Consider the following 24,659-nt stretch of genomic DNA (forward strand, 5'->3'; position numbering starts at 1 on the left):
AAACACAGCATAATTTATCAAATATTATGGATTCTGCAGAAATATAAATTCATTAGTGGTAAAATCAATTTTTAAAGGAAATTGTTGTAGAATGCTATAAATAAATCCCTATCACCTTAAAAGTGTAAAAATTCCCCGCTGTTCCTCCAGTTTGGATTCCCCATCAAGGATATATTCATACTGAATTAAGTAAGAGTAGGATCCTAAAGGCGCTTCCCTTCCATTAATATTGCCATCCCATCCACCTGTTCCTGAGAAAATCAATTCTCCCCATCTGTTAAAAATTGAGATCCTTAAAGACAGCTCACAATTCGAAACCGCCGTGTACCATCCATCAGATGGACGGAAACCAGTTGGCATTCTGACCATGGGCCCTTCCTCAAGCAGAACTCCTTCACCTACACTGATACAACCTCTACTATCATGAACTTCTACTGAATAAGACCCTGAGGGTAAACCTGTGATCAAAGCATCTTCAGAAGAATCAAAATCCCAGGAGTAACTCACAGGACCAAACCTTGTATCGGGTAGTGCCAAAAGTTCACCATTAGATTCACCTGGACAGCTTGGTTTCTGAACCCTGACCTCAAAAGTCTCAGGTGTGGGATCAATTATTTCAATATTTACAGGTAATGAGCAGGAGTTGGCATCAGTGACTACCCATTCATAAACTCCAGCCGGTAAATTATTGATCGTAATTTCACTCCCATTTACCAAAGCATTTTCCATATCTATACTGTAAGGTAAAGTTCCTCCTGAAAGGTTGATCGATACCCTTGCATCATCCTTTCCAAAACAACTTGGGGCTTCAATATGGGATTGAATCAGATTCAATACCTCAGGCTGATTCACTTCCAAGCTTTCCAAAATACGTTCACACCCTAAGGAATCTTTAACTTTTACTTGGTATAAGCCTGCAAGTAAATTAACTGCTTGTGGACCTTTCAGTGTAGGATCATGTGACCATTCATAAGTATAGGGCGCTACGCCTCCCCTTACATCGATGGTAATACTTCCTGTCTCGTCCCCGAAGCAGATTAAATCATTGATTTCTTCTATTGATACTTCAAAAAGGCTTGAAACCTGAACAGTAAGCACAGGAGATTCGCCAAAGCAATTGGCATTTTCATTGGAAAACTCTCTATAGCTCACAGTGCCACTTGTATTCTCCTGATCCCAGTTCACCCGAATGGTAGATCCTGTATTATCTCCTTGGATTTGGCCATTGACTACTTCCCACTCATAAGTTCTTCCACCACTTGCATTTGGCACGCTATATTCAAAAACTGACCCGGGGTCAAAACATACTTCTGAGGCTCCTATTATATCTTGAGAAATGATTGTTTCAGAAATGGTTACCGGGAATCGAATTTCTTCTCCGGGGCATCCTTCTAGGGTATAGGGAATAGCTATCAATGCTGCATTGGGGTTAGCCTCTCCCCAATTGACATTAACTCTGGTATCATTCTGACTAATTTCAAGAATTTCGCCACCTTCTGCTTTCCATTCGATTTTGGAAAATAGATCATCACTAAAAAACGCATAATTTACTTCTTCTACTACCGGACAGACGGAACTGAGTCCAACAATTTCACCACCCGACTCCAATACTGTAACTTCAAAAATTACTTCTTCTTGCAAATCACAACTAAATTCACTGATTGACGCAGTAATTTTTACCTCATAGGTTCCAGGTTCCGAATAAATATGATCTACCGATTTTCCTATTTTCTGTTCTGAACCATCGCCAAATTCCCAGACGAAATAGGTGAAAACTTCATTTTCCGGATAAATCTCCCAATTGGCCTCTTGGTTTAAACAGGCGACTGTCTCTCCATCTACTTCAAAAGAATAATTGGGTTCAACTTCAAAGTTGAGATTGTTGAGACTTGCACCTGTCACATAACCATAAGACTCAATTTCTCCAAAACCGTAAACGTATGCTATAAAACCCTCAGGATTACTGAGCCTGTGAACACCTTGATTGATAAAAATCCTTGCATAGGAAAACTCGGTATTTTCAGGAACTACCTGAAAACTATTTCCAATATTTTGCCCATCCAAAAAGGTCTGATTTACTGCTTCCGCTTTAACTATGACGTTGACATAATGCCTGTTGATGGAAGGAAGTTGGATGGCATTAAAGGTAATAGAGGTCAATAATTGCTCGTTGGGGCTGTAAGTGATCATAAAGGGATCACCGTCAAGATAAAAAGGTTCCGAAGGGTCATTGCATTCCTGGCTTTTGGAAAACCCAGTGACAGCTGTGGGTTTTGAGCTTCTAATTCTTGCAGTATAGTTTGCCGGAAAATCAAATGTCAAATACTGACCGGCATTGATGCTGCCTTCCTCAACCCCATTTACAAAAACTGTAGTGTTATCTTCAGAGGCAAGGACTTTTACCAATTCTCCCGATGATCTTCCATCATAGGAAATATGTATATACTCAGTTCCCCACGTATTCGTAGGGTACATCTGTTGATAAAGGTGGTCGTTGGCTGCTCCGCAGTCCCCTACACTGGTCCATTTATTACCTCCAAACACGGCAAGATTCTTACAATCTCCTGCATTGTCACCTATGACCCTAATCCGCGTACCCGTAAGATCTCCCCTAGCTTTCAACTGATAGGATTGACCTGTATTCAACTCAATGGTAAAGGGATTACTAGCAATATTTCCGGTAAGCGTATTAACACTAGGTGTTATTTCCACACGGGTGTCGTTCTCCACTGCCACGACCAATAGCGTGCTTTCATCGTTGAAATTTGCATTGTAATTCACATTTGTCGTCATTACCTCATAATGTGAAGTGACATAATAATCCTTTCCCAATGCTGAAAGAGGTAAAATAACCGTTCCGTCAGCAGACCTCCTTCTCTCATTGAAAGCATGCACAGCAATGTTCCCTGTGGAATTAATATAAACGCCTTTACTTTCAACTACACCTGCCAATCTATGAAGAATGTCAAAATCCTCAATCCTATGAACAAACTGTTGACCTTCATTCAAATTGAAATCGATAGTCGTGTTTCCATATTGTAAAATTCCTGTAGCTGCTTCACTGGCAGTAATGATCACAATGCCATAATCGAAAGCTGTATTTTCCGGAGTATTTCCTTCCACCCTAAAATTATCCATGTAACCAAACCAAAACTCTTTCCCCACAGTACTTAACTGTGCTTTTGCTGAAAAAGAAAAAATTGCCATCAGGCCTAAAAAAAAGAAGAAGAATTTCTTAAAATCACCGCTGCACATTACAAATCAGAAGTTTGACTTTCAATATATCATTCTAAATTGTAAAAAGTTTATCCAAGTCAAGAATATTCAGATATCTTGATTGAAGGATATAAGTTAAAAACGTCAAAAAATGAAATACTGTCTCACACTAGATCTTCAAAATGACCCCAAGCTGATCCAGGCTTATGAAGAACATCATAAAAATGTCTGGCCTGAAATCCTGAAAAGCCTCAAAGAATCGGGCATTTTGGCAATGGAAATTTACCGTTGGGAAAACAGGCTTTTTATGATCATGGAAACAGAGCAAAACTTTTCATTCGATAAAAAAGCAAAATTGGACAGTGAAAACCCACGGGTACAAGAATGGGAAAATTTGATGTGGGATTATCAAAAAGCCCTTCCCGGAAGTAAGCCGGGTGAAAAATGGAAATTAATGGACTTGATATTTAACTTTAATAAATAAATTTATAATATTGATTATCAGTTATCTATATTATTTTACTTAAAAACCAATTCATTTTAAAAAGATAAGAATTAACTTTAAGGAAGAAGTTTGGAATATCTACTCAGCCAAATTCAAAACCCCACTTGGCAGGTTAATTGCTCAGTTGGAATTCAGGCTCTTGCTAATTTGATGCAGGACATTAATCAGGAGTGGTAAAGTAAAATGCTGATTTTCTAAAACTGATTGTACCTTTTATAGGTACTTGATTTTGTTGAAATTTTAAAAATTCAAAGTCGTGCCATACAAAGAAAAAGAAATCGAGAAAAAATATTACTCTATAGGTGAAGTTGCAAGTATGTTCAAAGTAGCTCCATCCTTGATCAGGTATTGGGAGGGAGAATTTGACATTATCCGACCCAAAAAGGATAAGAAAGGAAACAGAAGGTTTACCAAGGATGATATAGAAAAAATCAGGTATATCTACCAATTGGTCAAAATCAAAGGCTACACGCTTCAAGGCGCTCAGGAAGTCATCAAAGGAAGTAAGGAAAAAGTCTATGACAAAGCCGTAATGGTAGACCGTCTGCATCAGATCAAACGTTTTTTAATAGAAATCAGAGATACCATGCATGTCAACAGCGATCAATGAAGAATTACATTTTGAGCTGGCGCTGAATTTTATTCCCAAGATAGGTCCTGCTATCTTTAGGAATATCATGGCCTATACAGGCTCTGCCAGAAACTTTTTTGAAATGCCGGCTGGTAAGGCAGGCAAAATCCCGAAAGTAAGCAAAGGGCTATTGGAGCTTAGAAAAAGCAAGGACATTTTTTTGAAAAATGCAGAGGATATTATTGAAAATTGTCTGAAGAAAAAAATTACAATTGTCAGCTTTTCAAGTCCTGCGTTTCCTGCTCGCCTAAAACCTATGGACGATTGTCCTATGATACTCTTTGTCAAAGGAAATCTCAACCTCAATCCATTGAGGACTGTAGGGGTGGTAGGCACCAGAAATGCTACAGAATATGGCAGAAACATTACAAAAAAAATCATCGATGACTTAAGCCCCTATACCCCAACACTTATCAGTGGTTTAGCCTATGGAATTGATATAGAGGCACACAGAGCATCCCTGTTCAATCAAAATCCAACCATCGCTGTACTGGGATCTTCAGTGGACCAAATCTATCCTTCTCTCCACAAAAACACAGCTTTAGAAATGATGGAGTCAGGAGGATTGGTCAGTGAATATCCTCCTGGCACAGTAATGCATCCCAGCAATTTCCCAAGACGCAACCGGATAATCGCAGGCCTTTCAGATGCGCTCATTGTCGTAGAGGCTGCGCAAAAAGGCGGTGCTTTAATTACCGCTGAGATTGGGTATAGTTACAATAAAGAGATTTTTGCAGTCCCTGGAAATCTTCAAGCTACCTACAGTGAAGGTTGCAATCAATTGATCAAGCAAATGAAAGCATCCATTTATACTGGCCCAAAAGATTTGGAGGAGGCGCTTTCCTGGACTAGAGAAGATGGTTCATCCAACAACCAAGTTTCCCCTGGCTTTGTAGATTTGGAAAAATATGGTAAAGAAGAACAGGCAATACTTAAAATTCTCAAGGATAAAAAAGAGGTTGAAATAGATCGTTTGGCACTCCTTACAGACCTTTCATTGTCAACCTTAGCATCTAAGCTGCTAACACTTGAATTTGAGGGAATTATCAAATCCTTACCCGGAAAAAAATACCGCTTGCAGGCATATTGAATTGAGAATAAAAAAANCNGCCTGAAATCAGGCCGGTTTTTTTTATCGTTTTCCCATTTTAGGCAGCATCCCACCCAGGGCTTTTTGTGCTCCTCCCATTTTATTCATTTGCTTCATCAGCTTTCTCATATCAGCAAACTGCTTCATCAGGTTATTGACTTCCTGAATACTTCTACCGCTACCATCTGCTATACGCTTTCTTCGGCTTCCATCGATAACATCCGGATTTTCTCTTTCCATTGGGGTCATACTTCTGATGATAGCCTCTATTGGTCTAAAGGAGTCATCATCAATATCCAAACCTTTCATGGCTTTACCCATACCAGGAATCATTCCCATGAGATCTTTGATATTCCCCATTTTTTTGATTTGCTCCAACTGAGAAAGGAAATCATCAAAATTAAATTGGTTCTTTCTGATTTTGGAATTGATGCGTTTGGCTTCATCCTCATCGAAAGTCTGCTGTGCCCTTTCCACCAGAGAAATGACATCTCCCATACCGAGTATTCTCTGGGCCATACGGTCCGGATGGAACACATCGATGTTCTCCATCTTTTCTCCCGTAGAGATATACTTAATAGGCTTGTTGACTACATGTCTGATTGAAATAGCTGCACCCCCACGCGTATCACCGTCCAACTTGGTCAGGACCACTCCATCAAAATTCAATCTTTCATCAAAGGTCTTTGCTGTATTGACCGCATCCTGACCTGTCATAGAATCCACGACAAAAAGAGTTTCAGATGGATTCAATGCATTTTTCAAGCCTTCTATTTCCTGCATCATCTGCTCGTCCACAGCAAGTCGCCCAGCTGTATCGACGATTACAATCTTTTTCCCTGATTTCTTGGCATGCGCAATGGCATTATTAGCGATTTCTAGTGCATTCTTATTTTCTGGTTCGGCATAAACCTCCACTCCTACTTGCTCTCCCAATACTTTCAATTGATCAATCGCAGCAGGTCTATATATGTCACAGGCAGCCAAAAGTACTTGTTTGCCCTGCTTTTTCAATAGATTGGCAAACTTACCTGTAAAAGTAGTCTTACCGGAACCTTGCAATCCCGAGATCAAAACGACTGCTGGATCACCTTGAAGGCTGACGTCCACCTTGGTACCACCCATCAATTTAGTAAGCTCCTCTTGGGTGATTTTGACCAATAACTGACCTGGTGAAACCGCAATCAGGACATCCCTACCCAAAGCTTCTTCCTTGATGGTGTCGGTGACATCTTTGGCCACTTTATAGTTCACGTCAGCATCTATCAAGGCTCTTCTGATTTCCTTGACTGTGGTCGCCACGTTGATTTCAGTAATTTTCCCAGTACCTTTCAGCGTCTTGAAGGCCCTGTCTAATTTATAACTCAGATTATCAAACATGCTTATTATTTCTTTGTGGCAAAAATAGGAATTTATTTCGTTTAAGGGGAATTCCCAAGAGCTTCTATGCCGGATTATTCCATTATTATGTCTACTCTTTTTAACTTCATTTGAATTTGGGATATTTATTCCTAGTTTGAATTTTATTATTATACATAAACTTATGAAAACCCTTGCAACCCAGGTGGTGCTTTTTCTCAAAAACCGACCTGACCGGAAAAATTTCAAAACCCTAGTGAGGTTCATTCTGGTTTTATTTTCCCTGATCATTATTTTTTCCCTTATCTTCCAGTTTTTGATGCTTCAGGAAGGAAGGGAATTCAGCTTTCTTACCGGGATTTATTGGACTTTGACAGTGATGTCAACATTAGGTTTCGGGGATATTACCTTTGAAACAGATGCTGGGAGACTTTTCTCTATCATTGTACTTTCCTCAGGCACCCTTTTTCTGCTTATTTTATTTCCATTTACTTTCATTAACTTTTTCTATTCCCCATGGATGAAGGCACAGGAACAGGCAAAAGTCCCAAGAGATTTGCCAGAAGATATCAAAAACCATGTCCTCATTACCAGATTTGGTCCGGTGACAGAAGCTCTGATCAAAAAACTCAAAAGATATAATTATAAATATGCTGTTATTGTCTCTACCCTGCCCGAAGGTTTGGAGTTAAGAGAATTAGGCATAAAAGTTCTTTTGGGTGACTTGGGAGACCCTGAAACCTACAAAAAAGGCCGAGTGGAAAATGCTGCACTTGTAGTAACAACTGAATCTGATGTTTTAAATACCAATGTTGCATTTACAGTTCGGGGTATCAATAAAAATGTACCTATTATTGGAACCTGCAATGCAAGTGCTTCTTTGGATATCCTCAATTTGGCCGGATGCAATCACGTTTTACAATTAGGGGAGGACATGGGAAAAATCCTTTCCAGAAGGGCGAATGGAGGCGACGCAAACGCCCATGTAATCGGCAGATTTGGGGAATTGATTATTGCTGAAGCAAGTGTAACGGGGTGCTCTTTGGTGGATAAGACGCTCAAAGAAACACAACTCCGTCAAACGATTGGAGTAAGCGTGGTCGGGGTTTGGGAAAGGGGCAAGTTTATGCCTGCCCAACCTGATATTCTGATCAATGAAAGTACGGTCTTGGTTTTGGCAGGATCGGCAAGACAGATGGATGCTTACAACAAAACGTACCAACTCAAATACAATCACTCTGCACCTATAGTAATAGTAGGCGGAGGAAGAGTGGGAAGGGCCACGGGGAGGGCACTTGCAGCAAGAAATTTAGATTATAGAATTGTAGAAAAAGATCCCTTCCGTGTAAAAAGTATGGCAAAAACCATCATAGGAGATGCCGCCGATCTGGAGGTCTTGAAAGAGGCCGGCATTATGGATTCCCCATGTGTGATCATTACTACTCACGATGATGATGTCAACGTGTACCTGACTATCTATTGTAGATCATTAAGACCAGACATACAAATCATTACCAGAACCACCCATGAAAGGAACCTTGCTTCAATCCACAGAGCTGGGGCAGACTTCGTTCTCTCCTACGCTTCAATGGGCGCAAATGCCATCCTAAATTTATTGAGAAGAAATGATGTTCTTATGGTAGCAGAAGGGCTTGATCTGATCCGAATAAAAGTACCGGAAGCTCTTATCGACAAATCAATCGCAGATTCAGAAATACGTAAAGAAACAGGGTGTACCATTATTGCCGTAAAACCAGAAGGAGGGGAAATAATGATCAATCCTGAACCCAGCCTCAAGCTTGAGGAAGGTGCCGAAATTATCCTTATCGGGACAGTAGATGCGGAAAACGAGTTTTTTAAATTGTATAAAGTAGACGAGAAATAAGACCTTTACTTATCTTCCCTCCACAATCCTTTTTTTCAGTTCTGGCCTTTCTCTGAAGGGATAAGAAAAGAAACTAACAAACAGAAATATAAAGGAAACAAAAGGATATGTTTTTCTAAAAATCAACATAGGATAAAACCCGGAATCAGAGATTTAATTTTTTGATAACTTTGCATGGATTGCCTGCTGCAAAAACGTCATCAGGAATATCCCTGGTCACAACTGATCCTGCTCCTATTACCGACCTTGAACCAATTTTGACTCCAGGACAAATCACTACAGAACCACCAATCCAAACATCGTCACCTACTGTAATTGGCTTGCCTGACTCTATCATTGTTCCTCTCAGATCTGCATCCATGGGATGAGTCGCAGCGTAAAATTGCACATTGGGCCCACAGAGCACCCTGCTGCCCAGCTTAACCGGAGTTACATCTAAAACAATGCAATTAAAATTAAAAAAAACATCTTCCCCCACTTCTATATTGTATCCATAATCACAATAAAAAGGAGGCTCAATGTGGAAGTTTTTCCCTGCTTTCCCGACCAACTGATCAAGCAAACCTTTTCTTTTTTCGGCCTCATCAGGCTCGCTCTCATTGAAAGATTTTAAAATTTTTCTGGCAACGAGTCTTTCTTGGGTAAGGGTTTTATCAGAAGCCAAATATGGCTCCCCGGCAATCATTTTTTGTTTTTCTGTTTTCATAGATTAAAATATTCAGGGCCGGATAAAAGAGGGATAAAAATTAAAATCTTTTTGGAACAATGCCATTGCCGGAACTATCGATTACCTCATCCAATTCATAGTCTTTCCCCTTTCCCCACATCAACAGTTCCTCCATGGTATAGATCTCAGTAGTATCCATATCTTTCACTTTGAAGTTTTCTCCTGAAAGTCGTGCGAGAATTTCCAGCCTTCTGTTTTCTCCATTGTTCCTGAAATCATAAATTCTTCCAACCCGAAGATTATCAAGCGCTATAGCCATAGTCTATTATAGATTTTCTATTCTTTTGACAGGAGATTGAAGTTCTAGGCATTCTCTTGAATAATCACGCCCACCGCCTCAAATGCATACTCATTTTTAGGCTCGGTAATCGCCTCAATTTCTTCCTTGGATTTACCTGCATCTTCTGCATAATGCCTCAATGTCTCCACATCTGTGATCTTTTTGCTTGCAACACCTTCTATAATCACAGGATATCCTTGCGAATTTTTAGGTACAAAAAAGCCATAATCTTTGAATGTCACCCGCATGGTTTCACCATTTGGCAGATCCATTGTCATCCAACAACCTTTGTGTGCACAAACTTCCCTGATCTCACCCATGACTTTGCCATGGAATTCTTCCCCTTCCTCCAATTGAGCCACCAAATTGGAAAGTGGTGTGATTTCCTCTTCACTGATTACAGCACCAAAAACGCCAACAGGGGTATTGGAAATCAATTCCTCTCCTACTAAAGCTTCTGATTCGTTGGATTTTTTTTCTTGGCAGGAGAAAAAGCCTACTGCAAGCATCCCGATAATTAATATGGATTTTTTCATCTTTTTTCTTCAAAACTAAAGACAACTACTAAAAGAAGCAAACCTCAAATACACTGAATTACTTCAATTTATCAGCAAAAACCTTTTTAAATTTCTCAACCTTGGGTCTGATCACCACCTGACAGTAAGGTTGCATACCATTGTCGTTGAAGTAATTTTGATGGTAATCCTCCGCAACATAAAAATTACTAAACGCGGTAATTTCAGTCACAATGGGTCTATCAAAAGCTTTGGATTCATCAAGCTTTTTCATAAAAAACTCTGCTTGTTGCTTTTGCTCTTCGCTGTGATAAAAGACTGCGGATCTGTATTGCGGGCCTACATCTGCACCTTGCCTGTTGAGTGTCGTAGGGTCATGGGTAGACCAGAAAATCTCAAGAACATCCTGAAAACTGATCACCTTTGGGTCATAGTAAAATTGGATAACCTCCGCATGCCCGGTGGTACCTGATGTCACCTGTCTGTATGCCGGTTTTTCTACATGACCTCCGCTGTATCCTGAACGCACGTCTGTCACTCCTTTTAAATCTTGGTAGATGGCTTCAATACACCAAAAACAACCTGAGCCCAATGTAGCTACTTCCATTCCTTCCGGCACATTTACTTGAGTTTTGGGTAATTCCTGCATATTCTTTGCTTTTTGTAAATTAGATTGCCCACACGCCAAAAAACACATAAGCATAAAGGGTATGATCAATGCTGTATTTTTCATTTTCTGTTTTTCTTTTTAGAACAAAGAAAGACTCAAAGAGTTTCACCTGCTTTTGAAATCCTTACAGGCCCCGAAGGTATTTCATCCTTGCTTACCAGCTCACCTTTTTGGGTCACGGCTATTTTATCTTCTCTGTAGAGCTTCATCATTTCAATCTGCACATCTGACATAAAATATTTCCAAGAGCAGGGATATATCCACCTGACCACCTCGGAGGGACAGAATGATTTCCCGTTTCTCATTCTGAGCATTTCCAAAATCGCCAATTGTAGGATATTGGATTCAATATAATTCTTACGAAATTTCAAGACTGCTTGACCTGATACCTGTTCGCTAACTTAATCACAGACCATAATAAAAGCCGGAGGAAAATTTTTAAGTGTGAAATGAGTATCAATTTTATGAAAATAGTTTTTGAATTGGTACTTCAACAAGTAAGAGTAGCAAATCTGAATAAACTTACCCTCGGTCAAAAGATGGTCTCTGCTTTTTTCGCAGATTTCTTTTCTTGTGGGCTTATCTATAAGACTGAAGGGTAGAGAAGAAAAAATAAGGTCTGCCTTCCCTCCATCAAGATACTTGTCCAGGTTCGCAGCAGAATCATTGATAATTTTAATATTATCCTGGGGATACACTTTCTCTAGGACGTCACAGAAATATTTATTGACTTCAAAAACAAACAGGACAGCATCTTGATCCATTCTTTCAATAATTCCTGTAGTGATGCTCCCGTCTCCACCTCCCAATTCAACAATGGTCTTCGCTCCCTTAAACTCTGCATAAGAAAGCATTTTATCAACAAGTGGCTTGGAACTGAAAGTAACTGCTCCCGTGGTGGAGATATTGGTGTACAACTCCTTTAATAATGTACCTTTATTTCCCATAATAATTGTTTAATTATGCAATATAGGTATTTTCGAAAAAGAATTGACTTTCCAATCAACTCCAAAAATAGATAAAGAGTAACGCAGTTTATGTCCACCCAATCACCCCTAGGTTCTAACTTACTGGAGAATATCAGGTTTGCATTTGTAAAATTTTGGCAATTAGGACTTTCCTTTATTTTGTTGATGGTAGTTTTAAGGTTTGCCGAGGTTTTAACGATCTTCAACATCCATGATTTGGATAAAAATAAGACCTTTATTTTAGCCCAAGGCTTGGTCTATGACTTGGGATGGGCGTTTTATGCTTTGGGGCTGTTGTTCATATTTCATGTTTTAATATCTCTTTTCAAGCCAACCTTTGCCAATGCATTCGTTCAAGCATGTTTGACAGTTTTAGTTTTGCTTCAGGCTGGACTTTTCTTTTATTTCACCAAGATGCTGCTTCCCTTAGGACAGGATTTGTATGCTTACTCTTTCAAGGATATTGTTGCCACCCTCAAGGCTTCCGGCGAGCTTAACTTTTTCAACATCCTGATCATAATTATAGGACTTCCAATTGCTTATGTGATTACAGGATTTGGCAAATGGATTCCAGTGTCCTTTAAAGTAGCCAAATACTTTGCCGCTATCTGTTACCTATACATTCTTGTGTATTATGTTTCAGATATGGACAACAAGAAGTTTAGCAGTGAACTGGATAGCTACCTGGCAGTTAACAAATCTTACTACTTCTACAATCAGTCTTATGATTACTTTGCTACCCAAAACTCCATGTACTTTGATTTCTTTTTGGCAGATCGGGGAAGCGACGAATTGATCATTCAGAAAAAATTTGTAGATGCGGCTTATCCATTCCTTCATGAAAATGACTACCCGGATGTATTGGGTCCGTTTTTCGAAGATTTTGAAGAAATCCCTGACATTGTATTCGTCATCGTGGAAGGCTTGGGAAAGGCCTATTCCGGTGAAGATGCTTATTTGGGAAGTTTTACACCCTTTCTGGATAGTCTCAGCAATCATAGTCTCTATTGGAAAAATGGCATGTCCACAACAGGCAGGACTTTCGGAGTACTGACAGGAATCTTCGGCTCCTTACCTTATGCCAGAAATGGCTTTATGGAACTCTCCCCAAATTTTCCGCAACATTTTACCTTTTTATCATTGATGAAGCAGAATGGCTATTTCACCAATTATCACATTGGTGCTGATAAGAATTTTGACAATGTAGGGGCTTTCCTCAATTACCAAAAAGTAGATAGAATCCTGGACCTTACTTCATTCGATGATGATTTTGAAGAAACTCCTTCTAAATCTGGTTTTTCCTGGGGCTATCCTGATAAGGCCATGTTCCAGAATGGCATGAGGAAATTACCCAGAAATCCAGAGCAGCCTCAGGTAAGTATTTTCCAAACCCAAACTTCCCATGACCCTTTTATTATTCCCAACGAGGAAAAGTATTTCAACATGCTCTCTGAATACCTGTCCAAAACCCTAAAGGTACAGCCCAATCAGGTGGAGAATTACATGAAATACAGGAGTATGTATGCAAGTATTCTTTATGTTGATGAAGCGATCAAAGAGTTTTTTGAAGCGTATAAAGCCATGCCTAAATATGAAAATACCCTATTCATAATCACAGGAGACCACAGACTGCCTGAAGTTCCTATGGCTACTTCTATCGACAGATTCCATGTCCCCATCATGATCTATTCTACTAAGCTCAAAGAGGCGAGAAGGTTTCATGGAGTCAGTACACATTTCGAAATCACCCCTACTCTACTGGCCATGATGAACAAGCGATACGAGCTCAACCTACCCTCTCTGGTATCCTGGAAAGGCTTTGTAATGGATACCTCTTCAGTGTTTCAATCAAAAATATCGAATCCTCTGATGCGTAATAAAAACCAGCTTATTGATTACATCTCGGAGGAGTTTGTGCTCTCTGGAGATCAACTCTATAAATTGTCGGACAACATGAATCTGGACCCCATTTACGATAATGCCATCAAAGATAAAGTTCAGGCAGCATTCGAAAATTACAAATCCTCCAATAGTTTTGCTACAGAGAATAATTATATTATTCCGGACAGTTTGAAGGTCTATCTACCACAATAATAATTTTAATCTTCCTGACTCAAGGTCGTTTGGTTTAATATAACTTTTCCAAAGTTCTGAATTACATAAAATGTGTGTTTTAAACCTTAACCCAACTTTGGAAAAGGTCAATATCTACTTGCACTTAGGCATGGGATAACTTTTCCAAAGTTCTGAATTACATTGACTCTGGAATGATTACATTTTTCTTGGCATCAGCAAGGATTGTTTTAAAAAGAGGGTAGTAATAATTCCAATAAAAACTACTGGGTTGAGAATAATCCTCGGCATGCAAAAATAGTCTCCAGAGCCTTGCAATCGCATAAAACCTGTAAGAGGTCCCTCTCATTCTATTGTCAGCAAAATCCCCGCTGAAATAGAAAAACTTACCGTTTTCACCAACTTTCTTACTGATGGCTGCAGGAAAAAACCTCGGTAATCCCATATCCCTCAGTTTATCAATTCCTGACTCAGTAGGCGCTATTTCATAATAAGAAATGACGTCAAATTCCCTGCTTACCAAAACAATGTCAATCCAATAGGGGTAACTCACAGATTCAGGCAATCCAAATCCTTTTTGATTTTTCAGATCAGTCATGATTCTGGGAACTTCCCTTGAAATCTCTTCTCCAGACCGAAGAATTTCAATTCTCCCTCTTTCATGTAGAAAAACCAAGCCAGAACCTTTGAAATCCCAGTTTCCTTCATGTTGCTGCATATAAGCCTCAACCATCCACCTGGGCAATTCATCATTGATCAAGGTATCCAATTCATCAAAATAGCGGGTAATCCAACCTGTCCAACGAATCCCAACCAATTCCTCCACTTGCATTCTGATATCTACTGGAGTAGGGCTGGCCATCGTGTTAAACTCAGCTATGACGTACCGCTCTTTTTCAAGTGCTTCCTCCATAAAATCTACATCTTGCTGCTCCAGCCCTCCATATATTTTTCCGGAGCGGGCATCTTGTGGATTTTCAATAAAATCATTCTCATAGACCCCATAAGTATCCGCAAAATATACAAGACTACTTGAGTCTATCAATCTGCTTTTTTCACTGGAAGAAAGACTGGTAAAATCTGCAATTTTGCTCTCCCCGGGAGTTTCACCAGGAAAAAACCCGAAGTAATCGGCCATTTCGTCATAAGCTTTCCCGTCTGGCTTGAGGTATTTGAGGTGATTCAAAGTCCAATGAATTGCAGCATGCTCCATGGCTTCTTCATTGGGGACAGTTTTATCCAGCACAACAACGCCCAAGGTAGAATCAGGCATAAATGTCCAGATCAAAAAACTTGTCAGCGGAATAATACCGAAAACAAATACCACAAAAGCAATGGACTTGACTAAAAGTAATGTTTCCTGCGGTATAGTCTTGCTTGATTTCTTTGCCATCAGAATCTAAATTCAGTTCCTATTGATACATTCAGGTTATTCCTAAACACATTCGAAGAAATCTGATCCTGAGAATAACCCACAAATCCAAAGCCCATCCAACGATCAGTCCAAAGATGCTGATAGCCCAGTCTCAATCGGTAGGAATTGAGCAATTGAGACTGGAAATCCCTGTTTTCTTCATCAGGCGATACTCCCGTAGAAAACTGAGCACTGAAAAAGTCTTCGGGTCCTTTGAAATAATACCTTGCCTGCAAATTACCGGAAGTAGATGAGCCATCTTGACCGGGAATATAATTCAACCTTAAATTGATCCACCAATTGCCTGTGTACTTGCCAAGCGAACCTGTATAAATATGTGTGTTTTCAGTAAACATCAATAGTCTGTAACCTCCCTCTATTTCCCAAGCCTTTTTCAGATTCCAAAAAACAGAGCCACCAAACCTAAAACTAGGAAAGAAAAATGCATTGGACACACCTAAATTGATGTAACCGTAAGAATTTTCTCCCAGAGATGGAAATGCATCTACTTCATATTGTGTACCCGAACCGTCAAATCTATTGGAATGGGTAATCCTCCCTATAATGGACCCGGTCAGATTCGTTCTTGTTCTCCCATAGACAGAATAAGTATTCCAAGGAGTCAAAGCTCCCCTGAATGAATCAAAATCATAGGTAGCGCCAACGGCATTGATTCTTGTCCAGCGCTGCACGGCACGGATATAGTTGAGCAGGCCGTCAATTTTTGCATTTTTGCTAAACAGTTCATTGGCAATTTTCAAAGCCTCTTTATAATCTTCCGTGTAATAATGATACCTGGAAAGCCTGTAGCTGAGGTTGTTTGAAACAGGTCCGATTTTTTCCAGCCCCAAGTCGATGATTTCCCTGGCTTTATCATAATCTTCTGCATAAAACAAATTGTCTATATAAGCCAAATAAGCATCCTCATACTGAGGGGATATTGTAATTGCCTGATCTAGGTAATATGAAGCAGAATCATACTTCCCATCCCATGAATAAGATCTACCGATTAGAATATGAAAATCACTGTAATTTGGATACTTCTCCAAAACCATTTTTGCGATTTTTCTTCCCTCATCCCTTTTTCCATCCAGAATAAGTTTTCTGGCCTCAAAAAATTTTGCATCAGGGTCGTAACTTTCCTGAGCCTTCGCCTCCACGCCAACAAGGCTTAGCAAAACCAGAATCAAAAGACTTTTATGCTGCCACTTTTTCATAATCTTATCCATTGCTTTGAGAAACAGGTACTTCTTGTTTATCAACCGCTTTCTTGAAACCGGAGCGTATCATCACTCCCCAGCCTCCTTTTCCTTTAAGGAAGTCCCAATGACCCTTGAGGCCCCACCATACCACCCTGGGATGGATCAGGAAGGGTTCCAAAAGCACTACTTTCAACAAGCTTCTTAAGTCTTTTTTATTTTTATAGTTATTATAAGCCAATTGTTCATATAAAATGCTGAATGATGAAATCAAAACTGAGAAAAAGTAAATCAGCACAAATAATGCAACCAGATAAATCGCTGAAAAATCACCCGTAATAATCATGGCCAGGGTGTACAAAACACCTATGGTCTCCATGATCGGAGCTGATTTTTCATACACACTCCAAAAAGGGTAAGATATCATACCCAAAACCCCATACTTTGGGTTGTAGCCTATTTTTTTATGCAATTGCAGCGTTTCTATTGTTCCCCGCATCCACCTGTTTCTTTGACGGGACAATATATCTTCCGATTCAGGCACTTCCGTCCAGCATAAGGGATCCGGAACAAAGCCTACCTTATATGGAATTTTTTCTTCCTCCATATACCTGCGCATACGAACGATCAATTCCATATCCTCCCCTACTGTCTGGGGGAAATATCCTCCAACCTTTTGCACAATCTCCCTATTGAAAAATCCGAATGCACCGGAAATCAACATCAACCCGTTGATTCTCGTCCATGCCATTCTTCCCATCAGGAAGGACCTGAAATACTCAATTACCTGAAACTTTCCTATAAACGATTCAGGAACCCTATAATCTACCACAGTGCCATCTTTCACCTCACAATTATTGGCTACTCCAATTACTCCTCCCACAGCTATGACTTTTCTATTCGTCTCTTCCATAAATGGCCTTGCCATTCTTGTCAGTGAGCTGGAAGAAAGTATACAGTCCACATCTATGCAAGCTATAATGTCCATTGTGGATACATTGATTCCTGCATTGAGTGCATCTGCTTTACCCCCATTTTCCTTGTCAATAAATGTCAGCTTCGCAAAAGACCTGTTGGTAGATTTATAAACAGCCCTTACAGGCTTAGTTGAAATACTGGAATTGTAAGCAAAGTCAGTTTTCACCAAGTCAAAAGCCTCTATCATCTTTTCTACAGAATCATCTTTGGAGCCGTCATTGACGATTATTACCTCAAACTTGGAGTAATGTAGTGTCATCAGACTCTTGGCATTCTGGACAATATTCAGGCCTTCATTGTATGCTGGAGCGATGATGGAAATACTGGGAGATACCGGGCTGGTTACCACATCCAGATAATCTGCAAATTTATTTTTTCGCAGATGATCCCTCATCTCAAGCGCTGAGAGTACTGTTATGATAAGGTAGGAAATGATGATACAGAAACTGTATAAAAGAAACATGATCCCAAGTACTTCTACCAATATGTCAAATAGCAGGCTATACATGATTCAATACAGGATCTTTGAGGTGTTTACTGATTTTAATTTCCAACTCTTTTTGGGAGTCTTGATAGACTTCATCAAAGACAGTTTTATCCAAGATCATCACGCCTTTCATAGCGGCTTTTGTGATGTCAAAATCCTCAGAAATTCTGCTTAATTCTATCAAAGTGGTAAGCGAAAATTTATCCCCCACATTCTGAATCAGTTTGATTGCGGCCAAGACCAATTGTTTGTTTTCGGACTTGAGGTCAGCATAAATCTGCTCTAAGCCAATTCCAAAACCAAACATGTCAAAGCATTGAATGATCTCAATTTTTTCGGTGTCTGAAGCATCTGGATATACTCCTACCAGAAATTCCAATTGATCAACCAAACCTAAATACCTGATCAGTTTAATCCCAAAAACCCTCACAGACTCATTTTTGGACTCTAGCAGATAGGCAATATTTCTCTTGTCCTTAGAATACCTGATAATCCTGTAATAAATCATTTGTTGCCATTTGGATAATGGGTACTCCTGATTGGCCAGAACCTTCAGATCTGCATCATCAGAAATATTAAGGAGAGTGGCCACCGCATTGGATCTGAGATAAAAGTTTTTGTGGTTGATAAATTTACTGACCAAAGGCTCCGCTTCCAAAATATCCATTTCGTTGATTTCTACAATTCCCGTAGTGACAATATCCCAGCGCTTGGAGCTGAGTTTTTGTATAGTATGCTTATCCAAGTCGAGTTTCCTGTAGATCAATTTGAGTTTTACTTTAAAATCCCCCTTCATGTTTTTATTCAGGCTGATGATTTCCTGAATCAACACATCCTTGAAAAGTGACTTTTGAATCAGTTTTTTGGGGAATGTATTGGTCAATTCCCTCTGATCCATCTGTTTTATTTCATCTAAAGATTTTTCAAAAAGAAGATTGTTCAAAGGCTCATATGACAGGCTCGTAAACCTTTTGACAAGAATATCCCTATTCTTTTTTTGAGTTTTGATAATAAAAATAGCGACCACTAAAAGAATTGCTGCAAAAACAAAAAACACAAGAAAACCAATAAGAAAAAGCATCCTGATATCCGAAAGGATCTGAATTTTCAACTTATAATATGGCTTAAAGGGAACCTTGTTACCTAGGATAATCAGCTCTCCTACATCCGCATTATCAGCGGATCCGGAAGCGTTTAAAACGATCAATTCATTTCTGATAAGATTATCCAAATACTCCTGAACACCCTCATCAGAAATTTCATCCTCAAAAAGCAATTTTTTGATTTCTCCTTTCACTTGAAGCTTATTGAAAATGGTATCCTGGAGGGCTTTGACCTCATTGTAAAAGCCTAAAGTATCTGAAGCCCAAACACCATCGGACCTTTTAAAAACAAGCCCATAAGCAGTGCCATCTATCCCTCTCGGCAATTCTGCATTGTAAATAAAACTCAGGCCTGGAATTTCATTTCCTTCCTCCAAAACCTCTGTAAATGGAATTGAAACAAAATCTGATTCCTGCGCATTGGCAGTAAAAAATAAAAGCAAAGACAAGCAGCTAATCAAACCTGCCATGTACTTTGCTTTTAGTCTAATTTCTCTTATATAAATCAATTATTGATTAACCTTTGGACCCTAATTGCCAGTTCATTTGGGTTAAATGGCTTGGGAACGAAATCCGAAGCACCAAGATTGAAAGCCTCCATGACGGTACTTTCTTCTTCTCCCAATGAACTTAGGACAATAATAGGAACATTTGGATTAACTTTCTTAGAATAATTGATTATTTCTATTCCATTTTTGAAAGGAATCATTACATCTGTAATGATGAGGTCAGGACTACTAGAGTCTATGGCATCCATTCCTTTTTGACCATCATCCACGGTGGTTACATTATAACCGTCCTTGTTGAGCCTGAATCTGACCAAGCTGGAGATCAACTTATCATCTTCTATCAAAAGTACATTTTTCATGGTATTCCTTATTTAGGGTGATTACGAAACGAAAGATAATTATTAAAATATCAAAAAAAAATCCCTAAAACCGCTAAAAATATTTTAATAAAGCCCCCTTAAAATATAAAATATTTAAAATGCATTACGAATAATTTAATTTGCCGTTCTTACTCATTTTAGACACCGTAAAAAAAATAACTTTTTTGAAAAAAAAATCTTTTACTAGCTTACAGGTCTTAACATTTACAAAAAACCACCTCAACGTATGAATTTGTACTTTAGATTCAAGTTGCATTTAGGAGCTTTTGTTCTCTTGGTTTTACTCAATTTTTCTACTGCTTTTGGTCAAAGTGATCCTACAGGGGAAAGAAGAGTGACGGGGACATATGTCATCAAAAACGCAACCATCACCACCTCACCCGGTAAGACTGCATCAAATGCAAACATCCTGATCAAGGATGGGTTGGTCCAGGCCGTAGGATCAAATATAAACATTCCCAAAGAAGCGCAGGTCATAGAAGCCGATTCTCTTTTCATTTACCCTGGTTTTATCGATGCGGCAGGCAATGCAGGAGTAGGAAAACCGGCAGAGGCTGAAAGACCTTCGGACTTCAATCCTTCCAACCCTCCTGATGAGGTAGCAGGCATCACGCCCTGGAGATCTGTTTTGGATTATTATGATCCGAAAAGCACACAAATCAGCGATTGGAGAAAAGTAGGTTTCACTCTTGCACAGATCCTTCCCGATGGAGGCATGCTGCCCGGGAAAGCAGCCATTGTGATCTACGGCGGCAATGCATCCAGCAATGTCCTGGCCAACCAGACTGCTATGGCTGCAAAATTCAGAGGGATGGGCAGAGGAATGTACCCTGGCACCCAGCTGGGGGTCATGGCCAAATTCAGAGATCTTTATAAAAATGCAGAACTGTCCTCCCAACATAGCAGGCTTTTCGCATCCAATACTGGTCTCAACAGGCCTGAAATCAATAAAACCTTGGAGGCTTTTTACCCTGTTTTAGACAAAAACATCCCTGTGATTTTTGAAGTCAGTAACGACCTTGAAATAAGAAGAGCTCTCACGCTGCAAAAAGAAAATGGCTTCAACATCATCCTTTCGGGAGTGACAGAAGCAGATCCTGTCATTGATGTGATCAAAGCTGCCAATGCAAAAGTATTGCTGAGTTTAAAATTGCCTGATGACAAGGTTGCCAAAGCAGATGTAGCAAACAAATCAGAAGAAGTTCAGGCCAGAACCAAAAGGGTCAAAGAGGCCTATGAACTAGCCCTGAAGCAGGCAGCTCTTTTGGAAGAAGCAGGAATTGCATTTGCTTTTACCTCTATGGGAGCTAGAAGTGCAGATTTGCACAAAAACTTAAAGGTGATGATTGAAAATGGATTGAGCGAAGATGCAGCACTTGCAGCTTTAACTACCAATCCGGCCAATATCCTCGGAATCCAGAAATTTGCAGGAAGCCTAGAAAAGGGAAAATTGGCCAACATGGTCATCATGACAGCGCCAATCTTTTCTGAAGATGCCCAAATTAAGCATGTAGTAGCAGATGGTTACATTTTCAATTATGATACCAGCAAAAAGAAAAATGGAGGAAATGGAGAAGCAAGCGTAGCCGTGCAAGGAATCTGGGAATACACCTCGGACACCCCGGCAGGAAGCTCTGGAGGTAAGATGGAAATCAAAAAAGAAGGAGACCGCTACACCGGAAGCATCACTTATGATAATCCGGCAGGCGGAGGAAAGGCAAGCTCTGAAATGAAAGATATCAATGTCTCCGGCAACTATCTGTCTTTCTCTTTTAGTGTGTCAGCAGGCGGTATGAACATAGATGTAAATGTAAGTGGAGATATTGTTGGAGAAGAATTCTCCGGTAACATGAATCTTGCAGACTTTGGAAGCTTTCCGCTCAATGCTTCCAAGGTGCCTAATCAATTCAATAAATAAGACATAGGTTATGAACAAGACACATTATATACTAGCTGGGCTTTTTTCAATGATTTGTTTCCTTTCTCAGGCACAGACACAAAAAGGTTCGGTTTTGATCAAAAACGCAACGGTACTTACAGTCACTAACGGCACCCTTGAAAACACTGATGTATTGGTGGAAAACGGAGTCATTAGAAGAATAGGAAGCAACCTCAGTGCTTCAAATGTTGAAACCATTGATGCCTCCGGTCAATACCTGATGCCAGGAATCATCGATGCACATTCGCATGTAGCTTTGGACGCTGTAAACGAAGCCACCTCTCCGATTACCTCAGAGGTCAAAATGGCCGATGTAGTCAACCCCTATGATGTAGGCCTTTACAGAGCCCTGGCAGGAGGCGTGACTGTCTCCCATGCCATGCACGGCTCAGCCAATGCAATAGGAGGTGAAAACATCACGCTGAAGCACCGTTACGGTTCCGGGAACCCTGAGGATTTATTTATGAAGGATGCTCCCCGGACCATCAAATTTGCCCTGGGAGAAAACCCTACAAGGGTTCATGGGCGAGGTAACGGAAATCAGCCAAGGACCAGAATGGGAGTAGAAGCTGTTATCAGAAACGGTTTCAATGAAGCCATTCAATACAAAAAAACCTGGGAGGCTTACAATGAGGCCAAAAAGGTAAAAGGAGCTACACCGGTTCCTCCAAAGTATGACACCAGGCTACAGACCCTGGCAGATATCCTCGATGGGAAAGTGATCATTCACTGCCATTCCTACAGAGCTGATGAAATTTATGCCCTGATCAATACCTGTAGGGATTTCGGTATAACCAATATTGTTTTCTCCCATGTCAATGAAGGCTTCAAGGTTGCTCCCGAATTGGCTGAGTACACCATGGGTGCCTCTGTTTTCGCAGATTGGTGGGCGTACAAGTTTGAGGTCTACTATTCTACGGCCTACAATGCAGCCATCCTGACAGAAAACGGAGTAATCACTTCCATCAATTCTGATTCGGGAGAATTGATCCGTCACCTTTATCATGAAGCGGGTAAAGCACAGCGCTATGGCGAATTGAATGACGAGCAGACACTGGCCCTGATCACAATCAATCCGGCCAAACAATTGGGCATTGCTGATAAAGTAGGTTCTATTGAAGAAGGAAAACAAGCAGACCTTGTACTCTTCAATGAACACCCGCTTTCTGTCTATGCAGTGCCTCAAATGACCTTTGTGGATGGAGTCAAATACTTTGACATCAACAGTGATCCTGATGACATGCGTTTAAGAGTAAGTGCATCCGAGACTGTGGAACCAATTTTCCTTAAAGAACATGACCACAAATGTATGCACGGTGTGGATTTCTTCTTTACCAATTTTGGAAGAAACCTTTTTGACCATTCTCATTAATCATTGAAAAAGAAGGAATAAAATGAAGAAGATACAAAACATCTATTATACCCTGGCCCTACTCCTGTTCCCGCTTTTTGCGCAGGCTCAATTTGATGGGGAATTTATCAAACCCAGAAACGGTAACTTCCTGCTGCAAGGAGCAACCATTGTGACAGTGACCAATGGAACCATAGAAAATGGAAGTGTATTGATAGAACAGGGAAAAATCAAAGCTGTAGGCAACAATATCCCTGCTGGTGATGCAGAGGTCATTGATTGCAGTGGGCATTACATCTACCCGGGAATGTTTGACGGAGGAAGCCGCCTGGGCTTGGTTGAAGTAAATTCACTGGCAGAAACTCAGGATTTCGCAGAAATCGGTCAGGTTACACCCAATATGCAGGCCTTGGTTGCGGTCAACCCAAATTCAGTAGCCATTCCTGTAACACGTGTTTCCGGAGTAACCACAACCCTGGCTGTACCTTCAGGAGGACTTTTTCCCGGCACTGCTGCACTGATCAACCTTAACGGGTACACTCCAGACCAAATGTATGCAGGGTTCAAAGGAGTAGTATTGAACTTCCCTTCTTCTGCCAGAAGAAGTACCTGGGACAGAAGAAGCGATGAGGACATCAAGAAAGAGGCTGAAACCGCCCAGAAAACCCTAAACGAAATCTGGGAAAGGGCAATTACTTACCACAAACTTCAGTCATCAGGAGCGGAACTGCAGTTCTATCCGGAAATGGAGCAATTGTCCAAAGTGATTTCAGGAGAATTACCGCTCCTTGTTGAGGTCAATGCCGCTGCAGATATTGAAGCATCACTCAAGTGGATTAAAGAAAAAGAAGTGAATGCAATCTTGACAGGCGTAGCTGAGGGTTGGAGAGTAGCAGATAAAATCGCTGAAGCAGGACTACCGGTAATTGTGGGCCCTATGTTGTCCATTCCTACACGTCAGTCAGACAGATTTGACGCAGCCTATACCAATCCGGGCAAAATGGCCAAAGCAGGGGTAAAAGTCGTAATCAGAAGCAATGATGCTGAAAATACCAGAAACCTGCCTTTCAATGCAGGCTTTGCAGCAGCTTATGGACTGGGTAAGGAAGAAGCCTTGAAAGCAGTGACCATCAATGCTGCAGAGGTCTTTGGTGTAGCTGACAGAATGGGTTCCATCGAAGTGGGCAAAGACGCTACCCTATTAGTCTCTACTGGAGATCCTTTCGAAACCAAGACACAGATCAGGCATGTGTTCATAGACGGGTATAGAGTTCCGATGAGCAATAGACATATCAAACTCTATCAGGAATTTCTGGAAAGGTCTCCGGGCTTGGAAAAAAATTAAAACTCTCTTAAGTTTGACCTCAGCCGAATGGCTGA

21 protein-coding genes are annotated in these 24,659 nt (G+C 40.3%); 8 read left to right on the top strand and 13 right to left on the bottom strand.

Going from position 1 to position 24,659, the window contains the following annotated elements; all coding sequences use genetic code 11:
* Positions 1 to 111: 111 nt before the first annotated feature.
* Positions 112 to 3,255 (bottom strand): PKD domain-containing protein, encoded by a 3,144-nt coding sequence (locus A33Q_RS07615; RefSeq protein ID WP_009036353.1) that lies wholly within the window; start codon positions 3,253 to 3,255, stop codon positions 112 to 114.
* Between the two features lie 112 nt (positions 3,256 to 3,367).
* Here A33Q_RS07615 and A33Q_RS07620 point away from each other — a divergent pair, with 112 nt between their 5' ends.
* From A33Q_RS07620 to dprA, 3 genes are all read left to right on the top strand, one after another.
* A complete protein-coding gene (locus A33Q_RS07620; RefSeq protein ID WP_009036352.1) occupies positions 3,368 to 3,700 on the top strand; it encodes an L-rhamnose mutarotase in 333 nt (110 codons plus the stop codon).
* A gap of 277 nt (positions 3,701 to 3,977) precedes the next feature.
* Positions 3,978 to 4,331, top strand: coding sequence for a MerR family transcriptional regulator (locus tag A33Q_RS07625; protein WP_009036351.1), 354 nt, complete (start codon positions 3,978 to 3,980; stop codon positions 4,329 to 4,331).
* Entirely contained in the window at positions 4,312 to 5,442 is a 1,131-nt protein-coding gene (dprA, locus tag A33Q_RS07630) for a DNA-processing protein DprA (RefSeq protein WP_009036350.1), read from the top strand. Before A33Q_RS07625 ends, dprA begins: the two co-directional genes overlap by 20 nt.
* 42 nt (positions 5,443 to 5,484) lie before the next feature.
* On the opposite strand, the gene ffh is transcribed toward dprA, so the two are convergent.
* On the bottom strand, positions 5,485 to 6,822 hold the full coding sequence (gene ffh / locus A33Q_RS07635; RefSeq protein WP_009036211.1) for a signal recognition particle protein: 1,338 nt from the start codon (positions 6,820 to 6,822) through the stop codon (positions 5,485 to 5,487).
* Between the two features lie 163 nt (positions 6,823 to 6,985).
* On the opposite strand from ffh, the gene A33Q_RS07640 reads away from it, so the two are divergent.
* Positions 6,986 to 8,686 (top strand): potassium channel family protein, encoded by a 1,701-nt coding sequence (locus A33Q_RS07640; RefSeq protein WP_009036212.1) that lies wholly within the window; start codon positions 6,986 to 6,988, stop codon positions 8,684 to 8,686.
* Positions 8,687 to 8,831: 145 nt separating this feature from the next.
* Here the strand turns inward: A33Q_RS07640 and A33Q_RS07645 are convergent, their stop codons facing one another.
* Genes A33Q_RS07645 through A33Q_RS07670 form a run of 6 tightly spaced genes read right to left on the bottom strand, consistent with a single transcriptional unit; the run spans position 8,832 to position 11,825 of the window.
* Positions 8,832 to 9,392: a sugar O-acetyltransferase gene (locus tag A33Q_RS07645; protein WP_009036213.1), complete on the bottom strand. Its 561-nt coding sequence runs from the start codon at positions 9,390 to 9,392 to the stop codon at positions 8,832 to 8,834.
* A 40-nt stretch (positions 9,393 to 9,432) separates the two neighbouring features.
* Complete coding sequence (locus A33Q_RS07650) at positions 9,433 to 9,672, bottom strand: hypothetical protein (protein WP_009036214.1); 240 nt, start codon at positions 9,670 to 9,672, stop codon at positions 9,433 to 9,435.
* A gap of 44 nt (positions 9,673 to 9,716) precedes the next feature.
* The gene (locus A33Q_RS07655; RefSeq protein ID WP_009036215.1) at positions 9,717 to 10,229 is read right to left on the bottom strand and encodes a DUF4920 domain-containing protein; all 513 of its coding nucleotides are present in this window, start codon (positions 10,227 to 10,229) and stop codon (positions 9,717 to 9,719) included.
* A 58-nt stretch (positions 10,230 to 10,287) separates the two neighbouring features.
* Positions 10,288 to 10,941 carry a peptide-methionine (S)-S-oxide reductase MsrA gene (gene msrA, locus A33Q_RS07660; protein WP_016254901.1) on the bottom strand — a complete coding sequence of 218 codons (654 nt, stop codon included), beginning with the start codon at positions 10,939 to 10,941 and terminating at the stop codon, positions 10,288 to 10,290.
* 32 nt (positions 10,942 to 10,973) lie between these two features.
* Positions 10,974 to 11,249, bottom strand: a complete 276-nt coding sequence (locus A33Q_RS07665) for a DUF3253 domain-containing protein (RefSeq protein WP_009036217.1) — start codon at positions 11,247 to 11,249, stop codon at positions 10,974 to 10,976.
* A gap of 30 nt (positions 11,250 to 11,279) precedes the next feature.
* On the bottom strand, positions 11,280 to 11,825 hold the full coding sequence (locus A33Q_RS07670; protein WP_009036218.1) for a class I SAM-dependent methyltransferase: 546 nt from the start codon (positions 11,823 to 11,825) through the stop codon (positions 11,280 to 11,282).
* 90 nt (positions 11,826 to 11,915) lie between these two features.
* On the opposite strand from A33Q_RS07670, the gene A33Q_RS07675 reads away from it, so the two are divergent.
* Positions 11,916 to 13,940, top strand: a complete 2,025-nt coding sequence (locus A33Q_RS07675; protein WP_009036219.1) for an LTA synthase family protein — start codon at positions 11,916 to 11,918, stop codon at positions 13,938 to 13,940.
* Positions 13,941 to 14,097: 157 nt separating this feature from the next.
* Here the strand turns inward: A33Q_RS07675 and A33Q_RS07680 are convergent, their stop codons facing one another.
* From A33Q_RS07680 to A33Q_RS07700, 5 genes are read right to left on the bottom strand one after another with little or no spacing between them, the layout of a single operon-like run.
* Positions 14,098 to 15,312, bottom strand: coding sequence for a hypothetical protein (locus A33Q_RS07680; RefSeq protein ID WP_009036220.1), 1,215 nt, complete (start codon positions 15,310 to 15,312; stop codon positions 14,098 to 14,100).
* A complete protein-coding gene (locus tag A33Q_RS07685) occupies positions 15,312 to 16,550 on the bottom strand; it encodes a YaiO family outer membrane beta-barrel protein (protein WP_016254902.1) in 1,239 nt (412 codons plus the stop codon). The genes A33Q_RS07680 and A33Q_RS07685 overlap by 1 nt, the downstream gene beginning before the upstream one ends.
* Before the next feature lie 4 nt (positions 16,551 to 16,554).
* The gene (locus tag A33Q_RS07690) at positions 16,555 to 18,018 is read right to left on the bottom strand and encodes a glycosyltransferase family 2 protein (protein WP_009036222.1); all 1,464 of its coding nucleotides are present in this window, start codon (positions 18,016 to 18,018) and stop codon (positions 16,555 to 16,557) included.
* Complete coding sequence (locus A33Q_RS07695) at positions 18,011 to 19,570, bottom strand: hypothetical protein (RefSeq protein WP_009036223.1); 1,560 nt, start codon at positions 19,568 to 19,570, stop codon at positions 18,011 to 18,013. The genes A33Q_RS07690 and A33Q_RS07695 overlap by 8 nt, the downstream gene beginning before the upstream one ends.
* A 35-nt stretch (positions 19,571 to 19,605) precedes the next feature.
* A complete protein-coding gene (locus A33Q_RS07700; protein WP_009036224.1) occupies positions 19,606 to 19,968 on the bottom strand; it encodes a response regulator transcription factor in 363 nt (120 codons plus the stop codon).
* Positions 19,969 to 20,215: 247 nt separating this feature from the next.
* On the opposite strand from A33Q_RS07700, the gene A33Q_RS07705 reads away from it, so the two are divergent.
* The 3 genes from A33Q_RS07705 to A33Q_RS07715 are packed head-to-tail and all read left to right on the top strand — an operon-like array spanning position 20,216 to position 24,624.
* On the top strand, positions 20,216 to 21,907 hold the full coding sequence (locus tag A33Q_RS07705) for an amidohydrolase family protein (RefSeq protein WP_009036225.1): 1,692 nt from the start codon (positions 20,216 to 20,218) through the stop codon (positions 21,905 to 21,907).
* A 10-nt stretch (positions 21,908 to 21,917) separates the two neighbouring features.
* Entirely contained in the window at positions 21,918 to 23,300 is a 1,383-nt protein-coding gene (locus A33Q_RS07710; RefSeq protein ID WP_009036226.1) for an amidohydrolase family protein, read from the top strand.
* Positions 23,301 to 23,322: 22 nt separating this feature from the next.
* On the top strand, positions 23,323 to 24,624 hold the full coding sequence (locus tag A33Q_RS07715) for an amidohydrolase family protein (RefSeq protein WP_009036227.1): 1,302 nt from the start codon (positions 23,323 to 23,325) through the stop codon (positions 24,622 to 24,624).
* The last annotated feature ends 35 nt before the right edge of the window (positions 24,625 to 24,659 follow it).

The sequence above is a fragment of the Indibacter alkaliphilus LW1 genome (assembly GCF_000295935.2).
GTDB classification, from domain to species: domain Bacteria; phylum Bacteroidota; class Bacteroidia; order Cytophagales; family Cyclobacteriaceae; genus Indibacter; species Indibacter alkaliphilus.

Coding starts and splice junctions, on each gene's coding strand:
- msrA (WP_016254901.1), bottom strand. CDS start 10,941: ATGAAAAATACAGCATTGATCATACCCTTTATGCTTATGTGTTTTTTG.
- A33Q_RS07700 (WP_009036224.1), bottom strand. CDS start 19,968: ATGAAAAATGTACTTTTGATAGAAGATGATAAGTTGATCTCCAGCTTG.
- A33Q_RS07715 (WP_009036227.1), top strand. CDS start 23,323: ATGAAGAAGATACAAAACATCTATTATACCCTGGCCCTACTCCTGTTC.
- A33Q_RS07645 (WP_009036213.1), bottom strand. CDS start 9,392: ATGAAAACAGAAAAACAAAAAATGATTGCCGGGGAGCCATATTTGGCT.
- A33Q_RS07675 (WP_009036219.1), top strand. CDS start 11,916: ATGTCCACCCAATCACCCCTAGGTTCTAACTTACTGGAGAATATCAGG.
- A33Q_RS07685 (WP_016254902.1), bottom strand. CDS start 16,550: ATGAAAAAGTGGCAGCATAAAAGTCTTTTGATTCTGGTTTTGCTAAGC.
- A33Q_RS07690 (WP_009036222.1), bottom strand. CDS start 18,018: ATGTATAGCCTGCTATTTGACATATTGGTAGAAGTACTTGGGATCATG.
- A33Q_RS07620 (WP_009036352.1), top strand. CDS start 3,368: ATGAAATACTGTCTCACACTAGATCTTCAAAATGACCCCAAGCTGATC.
- A33Q_RS07705 (WP_009036225.1), top strand. CDS start 20,216: ATGAATTTGTACTTTAGATTCAAGTTGCATTTAGGAGCTTTTGTTCTC.
- dprA (WP_009036350.1), top strand. CDS start 4,312: ATGTCAACAGCGATCAATGAAGAATTACATTTTGAGCTGGCGCTGAAT.
- A33Q_RS07680 (WP_009036220.1), bottom strand. CDS start 15,312: ATGGCAAAGAAATCAAGCAAGACTATACCGCAGGAAACATTACTTTTA.
- ffh (WP_009036211.1), bottom strand. CDS start 6,822: ATGTTTGATAATCTGAGTTATAAATTAGACAGGGCCTTCAAGACGCTG.
- A33Q_RS07650 (WP_009036214.1), bottom strand. CDS start 9,672: ATGGCTATAGCGCTTGATAATCTTCGGGTTGGAAGAATTTATGATTTC.
- A33Q_RS07670 (WP_009036218.1), bottom strand. CDS start 11,825: ATGGGAAATAAAGGTACATTATTAAAGGAGTTGTACACCAATATCTCC.
- A33Q_RS07640 (WP_009036212.1), top strand. CDS start 6,986: ATGAAAACCCTTGCAACCCAGGTGGTGCTTTTTCTCAAAAACCGACCT.
- A33Q_RS07615 (WP_009036353.1), bottom strand. CDS start 3,255: ATGTGCAGCGGTGATTTTAAGAAATTCTTCTTCTTTTTTTTAGGCCTG.
- A33Q_RS07655 (WP_009036215.1), bottom strand. CDS start 10,229: ATGAAAAAATCCATATTAATTATCGGGATGCTTGCAGTAGGCTTTTTC.
- A33Q_RS07710 (WP_009036226.1), top strand. CDS start 21,918: ATGAACAAGACACATTATATACTAGCTGGGCTTTTTTCAATGATTTGT.
- A33Q_RS07695 (WP_009036223.1), bottom strand. CDS start 19,570: ATGGCAGGTTTGATTAGCTGCTTGTCTTTGCTTTTATTTTTTACTGCC.